At 50.5% G+C, this 16,868-nt stretch carries 17 protein-coding genes and 1 pseudogene; 2 read left to right on the forward strand and 16 right to left on the reverse strand.

Going from position 1 to position 16,868, the window contains the following annotated elements:
- The 16 genes and pseudogenes from ACI4WN_RS00655 to ACI4WN_RS00730 form a co-directional block, all read right to left on the reverse strand.
- Window positions 1-231 (reverse strand): annotated as a pseudogene (locus ACI4WN_RS00655) (hypothetical protein); the annotation flags it as partial.
- Between the two features lie 54 nt (window positions 232-285).
- Window positions 286-1,008 carry a GntR family transcriptional regulator gene (locus ACI4WN_RS00660; RefSeq protein WP_009558099.1) on the reverse strand — a complete coding sequence of 241 codons (723 nt, stop codon included), beginning with the start codon at window positions 1,006-1,008 and terminating at the stop codon, window positions 286-288.
- A gap of 10 nt (window positions 1,009-1,018) precedes the next feature.
- The gene (locus tag ACI4WN_RS00665; RefSeq protein ID WP_439776534.1) at window positions 1,019-1,954 is read right to left on the reverse strand and encodes a nucleoside hydrolase; all 936 of its coding nucleotides are present in this window, start codon (window positions 1,952-1,954) and stop codon (window positions 1,019-1,021) included.
- Between the two features lie 123 nt (window positions 1,955-2,077).
- Complete coding sequence (rpiA, locus tag ACI4WN_RS00670) at window positions 2,078-2,773, reverse strand: ribose-5-phosphate isomerase RpiA (RefSeq protein WP_439776535.1); 696 nt, start codon at window positions 2,771-2,773, stop codon at window positions 2,078-2,080.
- 10 nt (window positions 2,774-2,783) lie between these two features.
- Window positions 2,784-3,434: a ribulose-phosphate 3-epimerase gene (rpe, locus tag ACI4WN_RS00675; RefSeq protein WP_439776536.1), complete on the reverse strand. Its 651-nt coding sequence runs from the start codon at window positions 3,432-3,434 to the stop codon at window positions 2,784-2,786.
- 3 nt (window positions 3,435-3,437) lie between these two features.
- Complete coding sequence (rbsK, locus tag ACI4WN_RS00680; protein ID WP_439776537.1) at window positions 3,438-4,361, reverse strand: ribokinase; 924 nt, start codon at window positions 4,359-4,361, stop codon at window positions 3,438-3,440.
- Window positions 4,362-4,374: 13 nt separating this feature from the next.
- Window positions 4,375-4,881, reverse strand: a complete 507-nt coding sequence (locus tag ACI4WN_RS00685; RefSeq protein WP_439776538.1) for a hypothetical protein — start codon at window positions 4,879-4,881, stop codon at window positions 4,375-4,377.
- Between the two features lie 81 nt (window positions 4,882-4,962).
- Window positions 4,963-5,937 (reverse strand): hypothetical protein, encoded by a 975-nt coding sequence (locus ACI4WN_RS00690; RefSeq protein WP_439776539.1) that lies wholly within the window; start codon window positions 5,935-5,937, stop codon window positions 4,963-4,965.
- Window positions 5,924-7,318 carry a DUF2252 domain-containing protein gene (locus tag ACI4WN_RS00695; RefSeq protein ID WP_439776540.1) on the reverse strand — a complete coding sequence of 465 codons (1,395 nt, stop codon included), beginning with the start codon at window positions 7,316-7,318 and terminating at the stop codon, window positions 5,924-5,926. The genes ACI4WN_RS00690 and ACI4WN_RS00695 overlap by 14 nt, the downstream gene beginning before the upstream one ends.
- Window positions 7,319-7,337: 19 nt before the next feature.
- Window positions 7,338-9,515, reverse strand: a complete 2,178-nt coding sequence (locus ACI4WN_RS00700; RefSeq protein ID WP_439776541.1) for an RNA degradosome polyphosphate kinase — start codon at window positions 9,513-9,515, stop codon at window positions 7,338-7,340.
- Window positions 9,516-9,517: 2 nt separating this feature from the next.
- Window positions 9,518-11,029: an exopolyphosphatase gene (locus tag ACI4WN_RS00705; RefSeq protein ID WP_439776542.1), complete on the reverse strand. Its 1,512-nt coding sequence runs from the start codon at window positions 11,027-11,029 to the stop codon at window positions 9,518-9,520.
- 219 nt (window positions 11,030-11,248) lie between these two features.
- Window positions 11,249-12,112: a transporter substrate-binding domain-containing protein gene (locus ACI4WN_RS00710; protein WP_439776543.1), complete on the reverse strand. Its 864-nt coding sequence runs from the start codon at window positions 12,110-12,112 to the stop codon at window positions 11,249-11,251.
- An 82-nt stretch (window positions 12,113-12,194) separates the two neighbouring features.
- A complete protein-coding gene (locus ACI4WN_RS00715) occupies window positions 12,195-12,863 on the reverse strand; it encodes an amino acid ABC transporter permease (RefSeq protein WP_439776544.1) in 669 nt (222 codons plus the stop codon).
- 14 nt (window positions 12,864-12,877) lie between these two features.
- Window positions 12,878-13,519 (reverse strand): amino acid ABC transporter permease, encoded by a 642-nt coding sequence (locus ACI4WN_RS00720; protein ID WP_008460910.1) that lies wholly within the window; start codon window positions 13,517-13,519, stop codon window positions 12,878-12,880.
- A complete protein-coding gene (locus tag ACI4WN_RS00725) occupies window positions 13,519-14,355 on the reverse strand; it encodes a glutamate ABC transporter substrate-binding protein (RefSeq protein WP_439776545.1) in 837 nt (278 codons plus the stop codon). Before ACI4WN_RS00725 ends, ACI4WN_RS00720 begins: the two co-directional genes overlap by 1 nt.
- 21 nt (window positions 14,356-14,376) lie before the next feature.
- Window positions 14,377-15,117 carry an amino acid ABC transporter ATP-binding protein gene (locus ACI4WN_RS00730; RefSeq protein ID WP_439776546.1) on the reverse strand — a complete coding sequence of 247 codons (741 nt, stop codon included), beginning with the start codon at window positions 15,115-15,117 and terminating at the stop codon, window positions 14,377-14,379.
- A gap of 448 nt (window positions 15,118-15,565) precedes the next feature.
- Between ACI4WN_RS00730 and udk (ACI4WN_RS00735) the strand changes: the two genes are divergently transcribed.
- Window positions 15,566-16,219 carry a uridine kinase gene (udk, locus tag ACI4WN_RS00735; protein WP_439776547.1) on the forward strand — a complete coding sequence of 218 codons (654 nt, stop codon included), beginning with the start codon at window positions 15,566-15,568 and terminating at the stop codon, window positions 16,217-16,219.
- A gap of 6 nt (window positions 16,220-16,225) precedes the next feature.
- A complete protein-coding gene (gene udk, locus ACI4WN_RS00740; RefSeq protein WP_439776548.1) occupies window positions 16,226-16,855 on the forward strand; it encodes a uridine kinase in 630 nt (209 codons plus the stop codon).
- Window positions 16,856-16,868: the final 13 nt, after the last annotated feature.

Here is a 16,868-nt window from a genome sequence, read left to right on the forward strand (position 1 = left end):
ACCGGTTGACATACTTTGGGGGCGATTTTTGCCAAAAATCAATCCGGTTGACATACTTTGGGGGCGTTTTTCGCCAAAAATCAGCTCGGTTGACATACTTCGGGGGCATATTTCGCCAAAAATCAGCTCGGTTGACATACTTCGGGGGCAAATTCCGCCAAAAATCAGCTCGGTTGACATACTTCGGGGGCTAGGCCACGCCACCGCCACGCAGGCCACACCGCCCCACACCGCCACGCCACACACAACAAAAAAGACCAAGATCCAAAGATCTTGGTCTAGTACCTAATTCAAGTTAACAAAGCTGTTGAAGCGCATGTAGCGGTAGTGGACCCGCATGGTGGACACTTCCACCGGCGTCCCGTCGTCCAAAAAGAAGATCCCGGACATGACGCCCACCGGCTCGGTCGCTGACAGCCGCAGTTCTGCCTGGTCCTCGTCCGTCGACGGCGACACCGTGATCGTCAAGTACGACCGCGTAACCGTCTTGCCCTGCGCATCTTCTAGGTAGTTGAACAAGGACCCCTTTAAGATGTCCGCCGACAGTTCCGGCACCAGCTTGATCGGCACAAAGCCCTCTTCGATCAAAAAGGGCTGGTCGTCCAAAAGCCGCAGCCGCTTAAACTGGTAAACGAAGTCGCCTTGGCTGAGGAACAGGTCCTGCGCCGTTTCCGGCGACGCCGGCACCACCTTGAAGTCCAGCAGCTTGATGCTCTGCTTTTTCCCAGGTGCTAAAAAGCTGTCCGTCAAGCCCAGGTTGGACCCTTCATAGCGGAACATGGACTGGTTCTTTAAGTAAAGCGGATTGATGAAGGTCCCACTGCCCCTTTTTTTAAAAACAATGCCCTGCTGGGCCAAGAGCTCCAAGGCTCTCTTCATCGATGAGCGACTGACTTGGTACTCCTCGGCTAAGCTGCGTTCATCTGGCAGGCGCATTCCCTGATATTCGCCATGCAGAATCTTATGCTTAATATCATGCATGACTGTACGGTAAACATAATCAGTCATACGCCGTCACCTACTTGCCAGCTTGTGCGATCGCTTCAACAAACCACTTCTTGAAGGCTTCCCGGTCAACTGATACCGCTACATGCGCGTTGTTTGCTTGGCCGAAAAAGCCGTCAAAGTCCATGACGCTGGCACCGTAAGTCAGCGGCCCCTTGGTGTCAACGGCGACGTAAGCATCCTTGACTTCAAACAGGTCTGGTGCCAAAAGCATTGCGGCCGTCAAGGCATCATAGATCCGCTTGCCCTTAGCGGCTGCTGGGTCGTTGACTTCGTAGTGGGAGTTTAAGCCATAAATCATTTCGCCCACTGGGCCTAAGGCCTTGATTTCTTGCAAGGTGTCTTCTTCGACAAAGGCTTGGTTGCCCACTTCAAGCGGCGCCACGTAGATTGGCAATTTTTTCCCTAAGTCAAAAACAATCTTGGCCGCTTCCGGGTCGCCGGACACGTTGTATTCGTCGTAAGGACCGTAGTTGCCTCGGCCCAGGGCCCCGCCCATGATGTAGAGGGCTTCGATCTTGTCCAGGTCTTCTGGGTACTGGCGGAAGTAAAGGGCAAAGTCGGTAGCTGGCCCGATTTGCATCAGGGTTACCTTGTCTTCACTTGCGTTCACCACTTCGTGGATCTTGGTAGCAGCCAAGCCTTCTACCAAAAGTGATTCGTCGGCTTCTGGGAAGTCGTAGCCGTCCATGCCGCTGGCGCCGTGGACTTCCGAAGCGTCAATGGCTTCTTTTACCAAAGGCAATTTGGCACCGGCCACCACTGGCACCTTGGTGCCCAAAAATTTTTGCAGGCGCAAGGCATTGTTCAAGGTCTTGTCCAAGGACACGTTGCCCCAGGTTGGGACGATCATCTTGACGTCCAGTTTCTTGGCAAACAGGGCAATAGTTATGCAGACTGCGTCGTCAATGCCGGGGTCAGTTGAGATAATCAAAGGTTTCTTAGTCATTATTTTTTTGCTCCAATACTCTAAGTTTCAGCGATCGGTAAATTATCAGAATATTTCTATTCTACCATGCTTAGCGGGAAAAAAGAAAAAGAAAAGAAGATCAGCTTCTTTTCTTTTTCAAAATTAACGCTTCTTAACTTCGATTTCGCCGTTGTCGCGCGCGATGATTACCTGGTCGCAGATGTTCAAAAAGAGGCCGTGCTCGACAACCCCGGTCGTGTGGTCCAGGTAGTCGGCTAAGCCGCTTGGCACCGGGATCCGGGCGAGGTCCAGGTCCAGGATGTAGTTGCCGTAGTGGGTCTTCAGGCGACTGCCATCTGGGTTCAGGCGGAAGACTGGGTTCAAGCCTTCAGCCTCAAAGCGGCGCTTGGTCTGCTCGCAGGAAATTGGCAAAACTTCAACTGGCAGGGCAAAACCGCTGAGGTGATCCACTACCTTGCTTTCGTCCACGATCCAAACGTTTTTCTTAGAGTTGACGGCCACGTTCTTTTCCAAGGTCAGGGCAGCGCCGCCGCCCTTGATCCCGTTGAGCTGCGCGTCCACCCGGTCGGCCCCGTCCACGGTCAAGTCAACCTGGTCAACGTCAGCTAACGGACTGACCTTAAAGCCCAGGCCTTCCAGCTGCTTTTGACTGCGGCTAGAGGTGGTAACCACGGCCTTTAAGTGCAAGCCCGCTTCTTCTTTTAACTTGCCTAGTTCATCGATAAAGAACTTGACCGTGGAGCCCGTCCCCACGCCCAAGATCATTTCGTCGTGAACCAGTTCCGCCGCCTTTTTAGCAGCAGCCTTTTTCAATTCGTCTTGCTTTGCCTTATCCATCCTAATGCCTCTATTCTTCTAAAATCTGCTTTAACTTGGCCACTTGCTGGTCGATGGCTTTTTGACTAAAAATATACGAGCCCGCAACAAAGATCGTCGCGCCGGCCTCCTTGGCCAGCTTGGCCGTCTCGGCGTTGATCCCGCCGTCGACTTCAACCGGGATGTCGCCGGCCAAATCCTTGGCCGCCTTAATCCGGGCCGGCGCCACTTCCATGAACTTTTGCCCGCCAAAGCCTGGATAAACGGTCATGATCAGGATCTGGTCCAGCTTGGGGAGCAGCGGCGCCAGCACCCGGATTTCCGTATCTGGGTTCAAAACGATCCCGGCTTTCACGCCCGCCTCATGCAGGTAGTCCAGCCAGCCCGGAATCTGATTGGCGTAGTCCGCCTCATAGTGGAACTCGATCAAGTCAGCGCCCGCCTTGACAAAAGCCGGCAGCATCTCCCTTAAGTTGTTGCTCATCAGGTGAACTTCGGCTTCTAGGTCCGGGAATTCTTTTTTAAAGTCTTGAACCAGCTGGGGACCAAAGGACAAGTTGGGCACGAAGTGGCCGTCCATGATGTCTAAGTGGAAACGGGTGATCCCGGCTTCTTTTGCTGCCGCAATTTCTTTGGCCAGGTTCAGGTTGTCGGCGTTTAAAATTGAAGGTGCAATCAACATCGGCTAACCTTCCTTCAAGGCGGCTTCTACCGCTACCCGGTCCGGAATGGATGGCTGCGCGCCCAATTTTTGTACAGCCAAAGAACTCGCCCGGCAGGCAAAAACGGTGGCGTCGTGCAGGTTGCCTAAGTCGCTAGCCAAGCCCCCTGCCAAAAAGCCCAAGAAGGTGTCGCCGGCGGCCGTCGTGTCCACGGCCTTGACCTTGAAGGCCGGAACCAGGCCGGTGAAGACTGGGGAGGACACGTAAGCACCCTTGCTGCCGTAGGTGATGATCACGTACTTTAAGCCCAGTTCGTGCAACTTAACGGCATTCTTTTCCAGGTCAGCATCCCCGTTAATGGTAATCCCGGTAAGAAGCGCACTTTCCGTTTCGTTAGGCGTAATCACGTCAGTTAGGTCCAACAGTTCCTTTGGCAGGTCCTTGATGGCCGGCGCCGGGTTTAAGATGGTGGTCTTGCCGGCCGCCTTGGCGATCTTGAAAGCCGCAATCGTGGCATCAATCGGAGTTTCCAGCTGCGCAATCACGCAGTCTGCATCTTCGATCACAGCCTTGGCGTCTTCGACGTCTTTTGGCGTCAGTTCGTAGTTGGCCCCGTGGTCGATGATGATGTCGTTTTGCCCCTCGCTGTTCAAGGTGATGTAGGCGTGGCCCGTCTTAACCCCTTCAGTCTTCAAAACCCGGTCGGTCAAAACGCCGTAGCCGGTCAACTGTTCAAGCATCCAGGTCCCCAAGGCGTCGTCGCCAACCCGGGAAATAAAGTGGGTTTCGCTCCCGCTCTTAGCCGCAGCGACGGCCTGGTTGGCCCCCTTGCCGCCGCCAGCTTCGGTCACCTTTTGGGCGTTGATGGTTTCGCCAGGCTTTGGGAAGTTTTCCACATGCAAGGTGGTGTCCACGTTGCTTGAGCCTAGTACTACGATTTTTTGCATAAAAATTCCTCCTCTATTGCAGCCGGTAGGCGATCTTAAAGCGGTTCAGCCGGTACTTGTCATAGATGTCAGCCAGGACCTCATTAAAGGATTGAATCCGGCCATTGCCCGCTTGCCCAGTTAAGCGGCCAGCAAGACCCGCTAGGACCTGCTCTCTCACAGCCAAATAGTCGCCCACTTGGTCGGGCTGCTTTTTCAAATCCCGAGTCAAGGCGCTCAAGGTAAAATCCGATTCGTCTTTTAAAAAATTTAGATCTCGGTCAAAGGTCAGGCAGTAGCGGTAGGTCTTCTTCCCCGGAAAATCCTGGGAGCGGAAGATATCCAGGTAGAGGCTGAGCTTTTTCCCCGCCATTTCCGCATCGCTGATGCCCTGGCTGAGCTGCTTAAACTTCAGCAAGTTGACAAAATAGTCATAGAAGTCCCCGTAAAAGTCTTCTTGGAAAGACTGGATTTGCGGATCCTGATCGTCGATCAGCTGCTTAGTTAATATCTCATCAAAATTAAGGGTGTTTTCAGTCATCAATTTCTCCATCTTTTCAGGTCTCAAAGTCCTATCCCTATTACCCTATCTTCTTCAATTATACAAAAAAGGCGAGTAGAATTACTCGTCTTTTTCGTCTTTTTGCTCAAATTGCTTCAATTGGTCAAATTCTTTTTTCAGCTTTTGGTCCTGGTCTTCAAACTCCTTCAAAAAAGTCTGGTTGAAGACCCGGTCCTTGATCTGGGTCAGCTTTTGGCTGGTGAGCTTCTTCCAGTCGCTAGCCCGGTATTCCTCCGTGCCAGACAAGAACTTAGCCAGTTCGCTGGTCCCGCTTAAAAAGCGGGTCTGCATCTGGCTGGACTGGAGGAAGCGGCTGTCGACCTCTTTTTCTAAAAGCCGCCCTTGATCGTCAAACCGGTAGCCGCCCCACATGTGCTGCTTGATGGGGCTGATCGGGAGGCTGTCGACATAGTGGAGCTTGCCCACCATCTTGTGGGTGGCCGTGTAGCCCAAAGTCACCGGGTCGTAGATGTCAACGTAGGTATTGATCTTGTGCCGCATCTGGCCAGCGACCTGGCGTTGCCGCCTAGTCAAAAGCTTCCAGATATTGGTCCCCTCATAGAGGTAGGCCGCCCCGATCTGAGAGGGGTGGCGGCAGTTGGCCAGGGCGTAGGCGGCGTTGATAGCGCCCAGAGAATGACCATAGATGTAAAAAATGGCATCTGGGAATTCCACCAGCCACTTGTTTAAGTAGCTGGACGCCGTCTTTAAGGCACTGGGCAGCTTGGGTCGGCTGGTCAGCATGGCCACGAAGATTGGCCAGTTGGTGTTCAGCCACTCGTCCCGCCAGGTGGTGGCGTTGCCGTTACGCAGGCCCGACGAGCCCTTAAAGAGGACCGTCACTTCGTCTCGCCGACTGGCCTGGTTTTCGATCACATAGGCCTGCATCCCGTCTTGGGCGTAAACGTCTTGGACAATGCGGCCGATCATTTTCCCGTTAACCACAAAGTCGTCGCCGACATTCAGCCCCTCATAGCCCTTTTTGGTCAAGCAGACCCGGTCGTAGTCGGTTAAAAGCTCGTTAATCATCGTCATCATCGCCTAGCAAGTACTTGCCAAAAGCCTGATAGTCTTTCTCCATCTGGTCGGCATAGGCCGTCGCCCACTGGGCTAAGCCCGTGTCTAGGTCTTTTTGCTTATGAACGTAGCCGTAGATCATCGGTGCCGTTGGGCTTTGGTAGTGGGCAATGGCCAAGATGAAGGCGCAGATGTTGCTGTAGGCCGAAAAACTCTCAAGGTCCAGCTTGAGCGGATCGATCGAGTCCTTCATGTCTCTGAACTGGCGGACGTAAAAGGCCCGCCCGTCGGCCTCCATGGAGCCTAAAAATAGGTCATAGTAGGTCTGCAAAACCTTTTGCGCCGTGATGATCCGCTTGCCTTCGCCTTCGCCTTTTTCCTGACTTTCAGTCACGGTCAAGGCCGACAGGTTATAGCGGAGAGGCAGGGCCTCTTTGATCTGCAAGATCAGGTGGCTGCCGTCCTTGCCGGTTAACAAGACCAAGTAGCAGCGCGTCCCCCAGCTGCCGACGCCAACGCTATAGCGGATAATGTCGGTCACCTGGTAGTTGATGAGAAGCACCCGCACGTCTTCGCTGGCATTGGTCTGGTATTCGTTTAAGCCCTCTAAGAGGCTCTTGTACTGTTTTTCTGACAGGTGCCGGGCCCTTGGCGGATTGTCCTTAAAGCGCAGGCCTTCTGGCGTTTCTTCGGTCAGCTTTTTCACGACGGCATCGGAATTGTTCTTTGGCGCCCGGTTGGCCACCTTCATCAAGACCCGCTGCATCTGCTCGTTGTCGGTCATTTCCTTCATCAAGTCTTCGACGTTGTAAGACAGGTTGAAGAGGTCCAGAAGGGAAAAAGTATTGGCATACTTGATCCCCCGCCGGTAGGAATGAACGGCTGTTTGCAAAATTTGATCGATGGTTTCCTGGCCATAGCCGTTGATCCGGCCGGTCAAGGCGATGCTGGTCAAGAGGCGCTTTAAGTCAAATTCCCAGTTGCCGATTCTGGCTTCGTCAAAGTCGTTCAGGCCAAACAGCAGCTGCCTTTCCGGCGAGGCAAAAAAGCCAAAGTTGGTTAAGTGTGAATCCCCGCAGATGATCACCGGAATATGGGACTGGTTGTCTGGAAACTGACGAAGGTCCCTTTCCATGATCCCGGCCGTGGCCCGGAAGTAAGAAAATGGATTCTGCATCATCCGCTGGTGACGCATGTCAAGCAGCTCGGGAATCATCTTTTCCTCTGTCAGCTTGATCAGCTGCACCACGTCCCGGTCCACCGGCTGAAAAGTTGAAATGGCCGAAATGGGATACTTTTCCCGCCTTTTTTCACCTAGGGCAATTAATTCTTCCTTGCTAGAGCCAATAAACATCTGGTCGATCTTAAAGGTCTCCAGCTCATGCTTATCCATCTTCATCTGATCACCCTTGTCTTAACTACTTTTCTTCTTGGTCTTCCAGCTCGCTTTCTTGCGGCTTCATGGCTTCAAAGGCATCCTTGGCCTTGGCCTTTTCTTCTTTTTCTTGTTCCTTGACGATGCGAACCTTTTCGGCTGCTTCTTCGATGAAGTAGTCTTGGCTGCTAAAGGCCACTTGCCCTCTTCGATCAGCGTGGATCCATTCAGTCCCGTGCAGGATGCGGGCTTGGATGTTGTCTTGCCACATCTTGGCAAAAATGTCCAAGACTCTTTCCTTCAAATCTTCTTGCAGGATTGGGAAGAGGGTTTCCACCCGCCGGTTCAAGTTCCGCCGCATCATGTCGGCACTTGCGCAGTAGACTTCTTCTTTGCCGTCATTGTAGAAGTAGTAGATCCGGCTGTGTTCCAAGAAGCGGCCCACGATAGAGTGAACTTCGATATTGTCGGAAATGCCTGGGATTTCGGTCTTCAAGCAGCAGATCCCGCGGACAATCAAGTGGATCTTGACGCCGGCAGCGGAAGCTTCATACAGCTTGGCGATAACGCCTGGGTCTGACAAGGAGTTCATCTTCATGTGAATTTCGGCATGGCGGCCAGCTTGGGCAATGGCGATTTCGTTGTCGATCTTTTCATAGATGAATTGACGGATCAGGTTTGGCGAAATCCGCAGCTTACTGAAGTAAGGCGGCTTGCTGTAGCCTGACAGCATGTTGAAGAGGTTGGTGGCGTCAACGCCCAGGTCCCGGTCGCAGGTAAAGAGACCGATGTCAGTGTAGAAGTGGGCAGTGACGTCGTTGTAGTTACCCGTACCCAGGTGCAGGTAGCGGCGGATGCCATCTTCGTCGCGGCGGATTACCAAGGTAACCTTGGTGTGAGTCTTTAACCCTACCAAACCGTAGATAACGTGGCAGCCCATCTGTTCCAGGGTCCGGGCCCAGTGGACGTTGTTTTCTTCGTCAAAGCGGGCCTTCACTTCAACCAAAACCGTAACTTGCTTGCCAGCCTTGGCGGCTTGGCCCAAGTACTTGATGATTGGGGAGTTGCCGGACACCCGGTACAGGGTCATCTTGATGGCCAAAACGTCTGGGTCCTTAGCGGCTTGCTTAACGAAATTTAAAACGGCGTCAAAGCTGTCGTAAGGGTGCTGCACTAGGTAGTCTTTTTCTCTGATGGAGTCAAAAATGTTGTGGTCGCTGCGCAAGGCTGGGTCGACAAATGGGGTCATTGGTTTGTAGCGCAGGTCATCGTGGCCTTCCACCATGCCTGGCAATTTCTTCAAGAAGGTCAAGTCAATTGGCCCGTTGATGGTGAAGACGCTGGCTTCTTCCACCTTTAGCCGCTTCATCAGGTGCTTGAGCAGCTTAACGTTCATTGAGGTTTCAACTTCAAGGCGGGTTACGTGACCGTGCTCTCTGTCTTCAAGTTGCTTTTTAACGGCAAGCAAGAAGTCAGAAGTGTCGCTTTCAGACACGTCTAAGTCCATGTCCCGGGTTACCCGGTAGCAGGCTGCCTGGCGGATTTCGTATCCATCAAAGAGGCGGTCGGCAAAGGCCTTGATGATGTTTTCAATTAAGATAAAGTCGTTTTCCCCATCTGGCAACTTGATCAGCCGCGGGAAGATGTTCGGCACTCTGACGGTGGCAAATTGGTGCTCACCCGTTTCTTGGTCCTTGAGGCGTAAGGCGATGTTCAAGGAATCATTGTTGATGAATGGGAATGGCCGAGACTGGTCATCAGCCATTGGGGTCAAGACTGGGTAAAGCTCGTTATTGAAGTAGCGTCGGATGTATTCTTCTTGGTCTTCAGACAGTTCGTCAGTTTCCAAGATATTGATTTCATTTTTCTTGAGTTGCGGCAAGAGAGAACGTGAATAAGTGGAGTAGCGCTTTTCTACGACTTCGTGTTCCTTCTTGTTGATGGCCGTCAATTGTTCAAGAGGCGTCATGCCGCTAGCATCATGGCTCTTGACCTTGGCTGCGACCAACTTAGACAGGGAAGCCACTCTAACCATATAGAATTCGTCGACGTTAGACTGGGTGATGCCTAAAAAGTTGGCCCGTTCCAAAAGCGGCTCATCTGGGTTTCGGGCTTCATCCAGGCAGCGATCGTTAAATTCCAGCCAGCTGAGTTCCCGGTTGATGTAATACTTTGGATCAGAAAACTTGTTCTTTTTTTGCTTATTTTTGCTTTCAGCCATTATTATTTACCCCTCTTCTGCTTCATGGCAATCTTCATCCCAAACACGGCTTGAGCCAGCGGTACGTTTTTTTCAAAGACCCAGCGCTCCAGGGTCAAGTCGCTCTTGCTAGTGACGGTGATCAGCATTTGGTCGTCTTTGATAGAAACCACGATCTTGCTGATCTTCTGCTTTCTGGAGGCGTCTAGACTATTGGCCAAGCGCAAGATGGCAGCGAGTTTGGCAACCCGGACTTGGACGGCTGGGTCCAGGCTCCGGTAGCCTTGCTCTTCATCGTTTAAGTCAGTAATGTCTTGGTGCTTCAAGATGCTGATCAGCATCGCGTTTTCCCGGTCTGACAGGCCGATGATCTGGTTGGCATCGATGATGTAGGCTGCATGCTCATAGTGGTTGTGGAAGTTGATGAAGTTGCCGATATCGTGCAGGCGCGCCGCAATTTCCAAGAGCTGGCGGTCCTGCTTGTCCACCATGCCGGCGTGAGCCAGCCGGTCAAAAATGTGCAGGGCAAACTTGTTGGACAGGTTGCTGTGCTTGCCACCTGATTCGTAGCGGCGGGCAATATTCTTGGTCGCCGTTAAAACGATGGTGGAATATTCATCTGGCCGGTACTTGAGGCGCGCTGCTTCTTGCAGCATCAAACCCGTGATGGCCGATGACTCGGTCAGGGTCATTTTTTCTGGCTTGATCACCTTATTTAACTGGTTGATCAAGACGATGGTTGGCTTCATTCTAGCCAAGGAGTCAACCGACAAGTTGTACTTTTCCATCAGGTACTGGTCTGGCGCTTCTTTAAAGTCGTTATAAACCTTGGCAAAAGCCTCTGGCTCAATCACCTGGGCCCGTTCATGGGGCTTCAGGCTCTGCTCGCCTTGGCTAGACACGTGCTGGATGATGAGCCGGGACTTGCCAGTCGGCTTTTCAATGGTCTTGAAAGAAACCAATTTACGAGAAATGTAGTCGCTGATGATGTCGATCGGGTCAATTGGAGTGTCCCGGGTCATGGCCGACATTTCTTCGATTTCTTCTGGCCCCAAGGCAAAGTCCCAGGTTGAGACATAGTTTTGCCCCTTAAACAGGGTCAAGTTGAGCATGGCACTCCCGGTACTGAGCAGGTAAGTCGATTCATCTGGTGCCAGTTCGCTAAATTGCGGCAGAGCCATCCCGGCGATGATCTTGTAGTAGGCAATTTGCGCCCCGTTTAGCCATTCCACATCAAGCCCCGTCCGGATCTTGATCTGGTCAGACAGGTAGCGGGCAGAAATCTTGTCTAAAAGCTGTCTGTTCCCGTAGACCTTGCAGTTGTCGATGCCGTATTCGGCGAGCTTTCTCTTGAAGCCAATTAAGGCATCGGTCAAGCGCGGCAGCTCATTTTCATAAACCTCAAATTTTTTCCCGCCTTGAACGAATTGGGCTGAGTTCAATTGTTCAAGGATCGTCATTTTCTTCAAGTCAACGATAAATAATCTGGCTTGATATGATGATATGTATATAAGACCAAATTGCCTCTTACTCATGTTTATCTCCTACGTTTTCTCTAAGCAAAAAGTTCAGCTGTAAGCGCTGAGTATCCACTTTCAATTATACAAAAAACTACTACCTTTGGGCCCTTTTTTGCCAAAAATTCAGGTAATTTTAGCGTGATTTAACTTGCTTTTAAAAAAGAAAGACACATTCAGAGAGAATGCGTCTTAATCTTTCAATATATTAAAAATTAAAAACTAAAAATTAGTTTCTTACTTATCGCTAACCGTCGTTCTAGAAGATTCCTTCACGTTGAAACCTGGAACGCCGGCAAACCATTTCTTCATTAGGCGGCTGTAGGTCCCATTTTTCCGCAAGGTGGCCAAAGCTTGGTTAACTTCCTTGGTAAACTTTGTCTCGCCCTTCTTGATCCCGATCCCGTATGGCTCAACCGTGAAGGTCGTGTCCAGCATGGTGAACTTGTCGGTATCGTCGGCAATCAGCCCTGCCAAAACGGCGTTGTCGCTGACCATGGCATTGGTCTTGCCAGCCTTGAAGGCATTGTAGGCTGAACCGTAGTCATCATAGAAGATAACCTTAGCCTTTGGGGCGTACTTGTGTACATCGGCGTCGGCAGTTGACCCCTTAACGGCGGCAATAGAGTACTTAGAATTGTTAAAAGCCTTGATCGACTTCAGCTTGCTCTTCTTGGGCACGATCAGGGTTTCTCCGGCCATAAAGTAGGTGTCTGAGAAGTTGATGATTTTTTCCCGGTCTGCCGTATCGGTCATGGTGGCCATGACAGCGTCCACGTTGCCGATCTTGAGGTCCATGATCCGGGATTTTTCACTGATGTATTCAATCTTCATCTTCCCGCTAGGGCCCAGAATCTGCTTGGTGATGGCCCGGGCTAGGTCAACTTCAAAGCCCTTGGCCTTGCCGGTCTTTATGTCCATCATGCTAAAGAGGCGCGTATCTGCCCGCATCCCCCAGGTGATGGTTTTAGATGAGTGCACCCGGTTATAGGTGGTTGTGCTTTCTCCCGTAGAGTCGCTGCTCTTTGAGCAGGCACCTAAAAACAGGGATAACAGCAAAACCGCCATGAAGGCGGTCATTTTTTGCAGTTTGCGTGCCATTTTTCCTCCTTGGCAAGACTGGACTGGTTTCATTACAAATATTCTTCTTTTCTTTCTAGCTGATTTTTTATTGTTTAAAAAATTAGTACTTGATCTTCTTGCTGATGTAGCCGGCAAAAGTGGACAGAGCAAAGCAGATGATGAAGTACATTACCGCAACGGCCAAGTACATTGGAATCATGTAGTTGGTGTTTTGGTTGTAGATGATTTCGGCGTGGTAGAGCAACTCAGGCAAAACGATGATCGTTGCTAAAGACGTGTCCTTGATCAAGGAGACGAACTGAGACAAGAGCGCTGGAATCATCTTGGTCAAAGCCTGCGGCAAGACCACGTGAATCATGGCCTGCATGTAGGTCATCCCGTTTGACCGGGCCCCTTCCATTTGGCCAGGGTCGACGGCCATGATCCCGGAACGCACGATTTCGGCAATCATGGCTGATTCAAAGACCACCATGGCGATGACGGAAGCCTGGAAGGCGTCCACTCTCAGGCCCATGACTGGCAGGCCAAAGTAGGAGAAGAAGATGATCAAAAGCAGCGGCAGGTTCCGGATGATGTCGATGATCACGCCGACTACTTTTGAAATTCTGGTTGTTTTTTCATCGACTCTGGTGAAGCGGACTAAGCCTAAAAAGAGGCCGATGATAAAACTCAAAACAATTGAAATGACTGAGACTTCAATGGTTACCCAAAAGCCCTGCAGCAAAAAGCGGAGGTTGACCCAGGATAAAGCATTTGCTAAATTTTCCATTTATTTTTCCCTCCTTAAACGCCTTTCTTTTCCAGATACTGCATGTAGTAGCTAAGCGGCAGGGTCAAGATCAAGTAGAAGATCCCGACTAAAACGTAGCTTGGAATCGTTTGGAAAGTGTTAGAAGCCACGATGTCGCCTTGGTACATCAAGTCAAAGCCGGCAACGAAGGCCAAGATACTGGAGTTCTTGATCAAGTTGACGAACTGGTTGCCAAGCGGCGGAATCACGATCTTGAAGGCTTGCGGCAAGATGACGTAGCGCATGGCTTGCCAGTAGGTCATCCCGTTTGACCGGGCCCCTTCCATTTGGCCTACGCCCACGGATTGAATCCCGGAGCGAACCGTTTCCGCGATGAAGGCAGAAGAGTAGATGGACAAACCAATCGTCCCGGCTTGAAAACCGGTCAGTTTTAGCGGCGTATAAGTTGGCAAAACCAGGTAAAAGACCATGGTTACGACCAAAAGCGGAATATTACGAAAGATTTCGACATAAACCTTGGCCACGCCCCGCCAGAACTTGTTTGGAACGGTTTCGAGAATGGCAAAGCCTGACCCGATGATTAAACTAAAGAACAGGGAAATCAGACTGCAGAGAATCGTGTTCCAAAAACCCAGCAAAAAGGTGGACCAATTTGCCGCAAATAAACTTATCATTAATATTCAGCCTCCTTAATACTGAATCCTGGAATCTTGCCAAACCACTTCTTGATCAGGCGGTGGTAGCTGCCGTCTTTTTTGGCATCCTTTAGAGCCTGGTTAATGGCATCCCGCATCCCCGTTTGGCCCTTGTTAACCGCGATCCCGTAAGGTTCAACGGCAATGGTGCCACCAACCAAGTGCAGGCTCTTGTGCTGGGCCGCAATCCCGGCCAAGATGCCGTTGTCAGTGGCAAAAGCATCCCCTTGCCCAGCTAAGAGGGCGTTGGTACATGAACCGTAGTCGTTGAACTGTCTGATCTTGGCCTTTGGCGCCAAGCGAGCGATGTCGTCAGCAGCCGTGGTCCCCTTGGCCACGATGACCACCTTGCCCTTTTTATTTAGGTCCTTAACGGACTTGATCTTGCTGGACGTCTTAGTTAAAAGGCTGGTCCCAGCCTTGAAGTATGGCGTTGAAAAATCAACTGATTTCTTTCTTTCATCGGTAATGGTCATGCAGGCCAAAACTGCGTCAATGTTGTTGTTTTTCAGCTGCGGGATCTTGGTTTGCGCCGTAACTTCGATAAACTTTGCCTTACCATTTTTGCCGACGATCTTTTTAGTCAACAGGCGCGCCAGATCAATTTCAAAACCTTCCAGCTTGTTGGTCTTGACAGATTTAATCCCAAACAAGGATGTGTCGTACTTGACGCCCCAAGTAATGGTTTTACTTGCCTTAACGTGGTTGTAGACCTTGTTGGAAACGTCGGTTTCAACTGAGCAAGCCGACAAAGTGATAGCAACCAGGGCCGTCAATAGCAAGGCCAGTTTGGGGAGGATCTTCTTTTTAAACATATAACCACTCCCTTCTGGAAATTAGTGATCGATAACCTTACTTAAGAATTCTTGCGCCCGCATGTGCTGTGGGTGTTCGAAGAATTCCTTTGGGTTGTGGGAGTCTTCCAAAACTTGGCCTTGGTCAAAGAAGATCACGCGGTCGCTAACTTCTCTGGCAAAGCCCATTTCGTGGGTAACGACCACCATGGTCATCCCTTCAGAAGCGATCGTCTTCATAACGTCCAACACGTCTTGGATCATTTCTGGGTCCAGGGCACTGGTTGGTTCGTCAAACAGCAAGACCTTTGGCTTCATGGCCAAGGATCTAGCAATGGCTACACGCTGCTTTTGCCCACCAGAGAGCTGTCTTGGGTATGAGTCTTCCTTGTCCAAAAGGCCTACCCGCTTAAGCAGGTTTTCGGCGATTTCCCGGTTTTCCTTTTCGTCTCTGTGCAAAACGATCCGCGGAGCCAACATGATGTTTTCCAAAACCGTGTGGTTTTCGTACAAGTTAAAGTGCTGGAAAACCATGCCGACGTCTTTTCTGATCTTGTTTAAGTCAGTCTTCTTGTCGCCTAAGTCGTAGCCGTCCACGTCCAAAACGCCAGAAGAAATGCCTTCCAGGCCATTCATCGTTCTGATTAAAGTACTCTTACCAGCCCCGGAAGGCCCGATAATTGACACAACTTCACCTTCATCGATGGACAGGTTGATGTCTTTCAAAGCGTGGTAGGTTCCATAAAATTTGTTGACTTTCTTAAATTCGATAATTGCAGCCATCGTGTTCTCCTTTGATTAACGCTTAATTAAAAAGTACCCAGCGCTTCGCGTTCGCTAGATGCGATATTGTTCGGATTTCTCGCCCTAAAATTGCCAGTAGACAATCTTGATTACGATTAATTTTTTATTAAATTTACCAAAAAACAAGATATTTAGCAAGTGAAAATTCAGGAAGTGCTAAAAATCTTTATTTTTCTTTAATCTTTTCTAGTCTAGAACTTTACTTTTTTAGCTTTTTGCTGGGGAAAAGTTTATTTTCTTCAGTATTACTCTTACTATAGATAATTATATTAGTTAACTTTCATTTTGCAAAAAATGGTAACGCTATTTTTAGGATTTTTTCAAAAAAAGGTCCTCAAAAAGGCGAGAATTATCGCTTTTTCCGCAACTTTCACTAGACCCTATCTTTATTCGCCTCTATAATAAATAGTTAAAGGAGTTTTTTACAATGCCAAAGAAGAAACACCCGATCATTATCGGGATCGCCGGGGGCAGTGGCTCTGGGAAGACGACCATTGCTCATGAACTATATGACCAGTTTAAGAATGACCGCATCCGGATCATCACGGAAGACTCTTACTACAAGAATCACCCGGAAATGACCATGGAAGAAAGAAACCAGATCAACTTCGACCACCCGGATGCCTTTGACTCAGACCTGATGATCAGCCAGCTGAAGGACCTGCTGAATGGGAAGGCTATTGAAATGCCGATCTACGACTTCACCACCCACTTAAGAAGTCCCGAAACGGTCCACGTAGAGCCAGCCGACATCATCATCTTGGAAGGGATCCTGGTTTTAGCCTCACCAGAGCTGCGGGACTTAATGGACATCAAGATCTTCGTTGACACTGACGATGACATCCGCTTGATCCGCCGCCAGCGCCGGGACATGGCGGAACGGGGTCGGTCTTTTGACTCCATCATCACCCAGTACCTGGCAACGGTGAAGCCAAGCTACCACCAATTCGTTGAGCCTTCAAAGCGCTATGCCAACATCATCGTGCCTGAAGGCGGCGAAAACGACGTGGCCCTAGACATGCTGACGACCAAGGTGCGGGACGTCTTGCGCCGCAACGATTTAGCAGAGGAAGAAGGCTAAGCGGATATGAATCAGAGTAAAAAACCGCTAGTTATCGGATTAGCCGGCGGCAGCGGGTCTGGCAAGACCACGGTTGCCAAGGAAATCAGCAAGCGACTGCCGCAAGACCGGGTTTTGATTTTGCCAGAAGACGCCTACTATAAAGACAATTCCGCTTTGACTATGGAGGAGCGGAAAAAGGTCAACTACGACCACCCAAGCGCCTATGATACGGACCTGTTGATCGAGCAGCTGAAGGCCCTTTTGGCTGGGGAAGCCGTGGAGATGCCGACTTACAACTTCAGCATCTTGTCTAGAGCTAAGGACACGATCCACGTTGAGCCCGCCGACATCATCATCTTGGAAGGCATCTTGGTATTGTCTTCGCCAGAACTGCGCCAGTTCATGGATATCAAGCTGTTTGTCGACGCTGACGACGATATCCGCTTCATCCGGCGGCTGCAGCGTGACACGCAAGAACGCGGCCGATCGATTGACTGGATCATCGCTCAGTACCTGGCAACCGTGAAGCCAAGCTACAACCAGTTTGTTGAGCCAAGCAAGAAGTACGCCGACATCATCATCCCCCAAGGCGGGGAAAACCAGGTCGCCATCGACATGGTGTCGTCTAAGCTCTTGTCAATTTTAAATAGTTAGGTACAACCGCGCC

This window comes from Lactobacillus sp. (assembly GCF_051893255.1).
Taxonomy (GTDB): Bacteria; Bacillota; Bacilli; order Lactobacillales; family Lactobacillaceae; genus Lactobacillus.

Coding starts and splice junctions, on each gene's coding strand:
- ACI4WN_RS00660 (WP_009558099.1), bottom strand. CDS start 1,008: ATGACTGATTATGTTTACCGTACAGTCATGCATGATATTAAGCATAAG.
- ACI4WN_RS00665 (WP_439776534.1), bottom strand. CDS start 1,954: ATGACTAAGAAACCTTTGATTATCTCAACTGACCCCGGCATTGACGAC.
- rpiA (WP_439776535.1), bottom strand. CDS start 2,773: ATGGATAAGGCAAAGCAAGACGAATTGAAAAAGGCTGCTGCTAAAAAG.
- rpe (WP_439776536.1), bottom strand. CDS start 3,434: ATGTTGATTGCACCTTCAATTTTAAACGCCGACAACCTGAACCTGGCC.
- rbsK (WP_439776537.1), bottom strand. CDS start 4,361: ATGCAAAAAATCGTAGTACTAGGCTCAAGCAACGTGGACACCACCTTG.
- ACI4WN_RS00685 (WP_439776538.1), bottom strand. CDS start 4,881: ATGACTGAAAACACCCTTAATTTTGATGAGATATTAACTAAGCAGCTG.
- ACI4WN_RS00690 (WP_439776539.1), bottom strand. CDS start 5,937: ATGACGATGATTAACGAGCTTTTAACCGACTACGACCGGGTCTGCTTG.
- ACI4WN_RS00695 (WP_439776540.1), bottom strand. CDS start 7,318: ATGAAGATGGATAAGCATGAGCTGGAGACCTTTAAGATCGACCAGATG.
- ACI4WN_RS00700 (WP_439776541.1), bottom strand. CDS start 9,515: ATGGCTGAAAGCAAAAATAAGCAAAAAAAGAACAAGTTTTCTGATCCA.
- ACI4WN_RS00705 (WP_439776542.1), bottom strand. CDS start 11,029: ATGAGTAAGAGGCAATTTGGTCTTATATACATATCATCATATCAAGCC.
- ACI4WN_RS00710 (WP_439776543.1), bottom strand. CDS start 12,112: ATGGCACGCAAACTGCAAAAAATGACCGCCTTCATGGCGGTTTTGCTG.
- ACI4WN_RS00715 (WP_439776544.1), bottom strand. CDS start 12,863: ATGGAAAATTTAGCAAATGCTTTATCCTGGGTCAACCTCCGCTTTTTG.
- ACI4WN_RS00720 (WP_008460910.1), bottom strand. CDS start 13,519: ATGATAAGTTTATTTGCGGCAAATTGGTCCACCTTTTTGCTGGGTTTT.
- ACI4WN_RS00725 (WP_439776545.1), bottom strand. CDS start 14,355: ATGTTTAAAAAGAAGATCCTCCCCAAACTGGCCTTGCTATTGACGGCC.
- ACI4WN_RS00730 (WP_439776546.1), bottom strand. CDS start 15,117: ATGGCTGCAATTATCGAATTTAAGAAAGTCAACAAATTTTATGGAACC.
- udk (WP_439776547.1), top strand. CDS start 15,566: ATGCCAAAGAAGAAACACCCGATCATTATCGGGATCGCCGGGGGCAGT.
- udk (WP_439776548.1), top strand. CDS start 16,226: ATGAATCAGAGTAAAAAACCGCTAGTTATCGGATTAGCCGGCGGCAGC.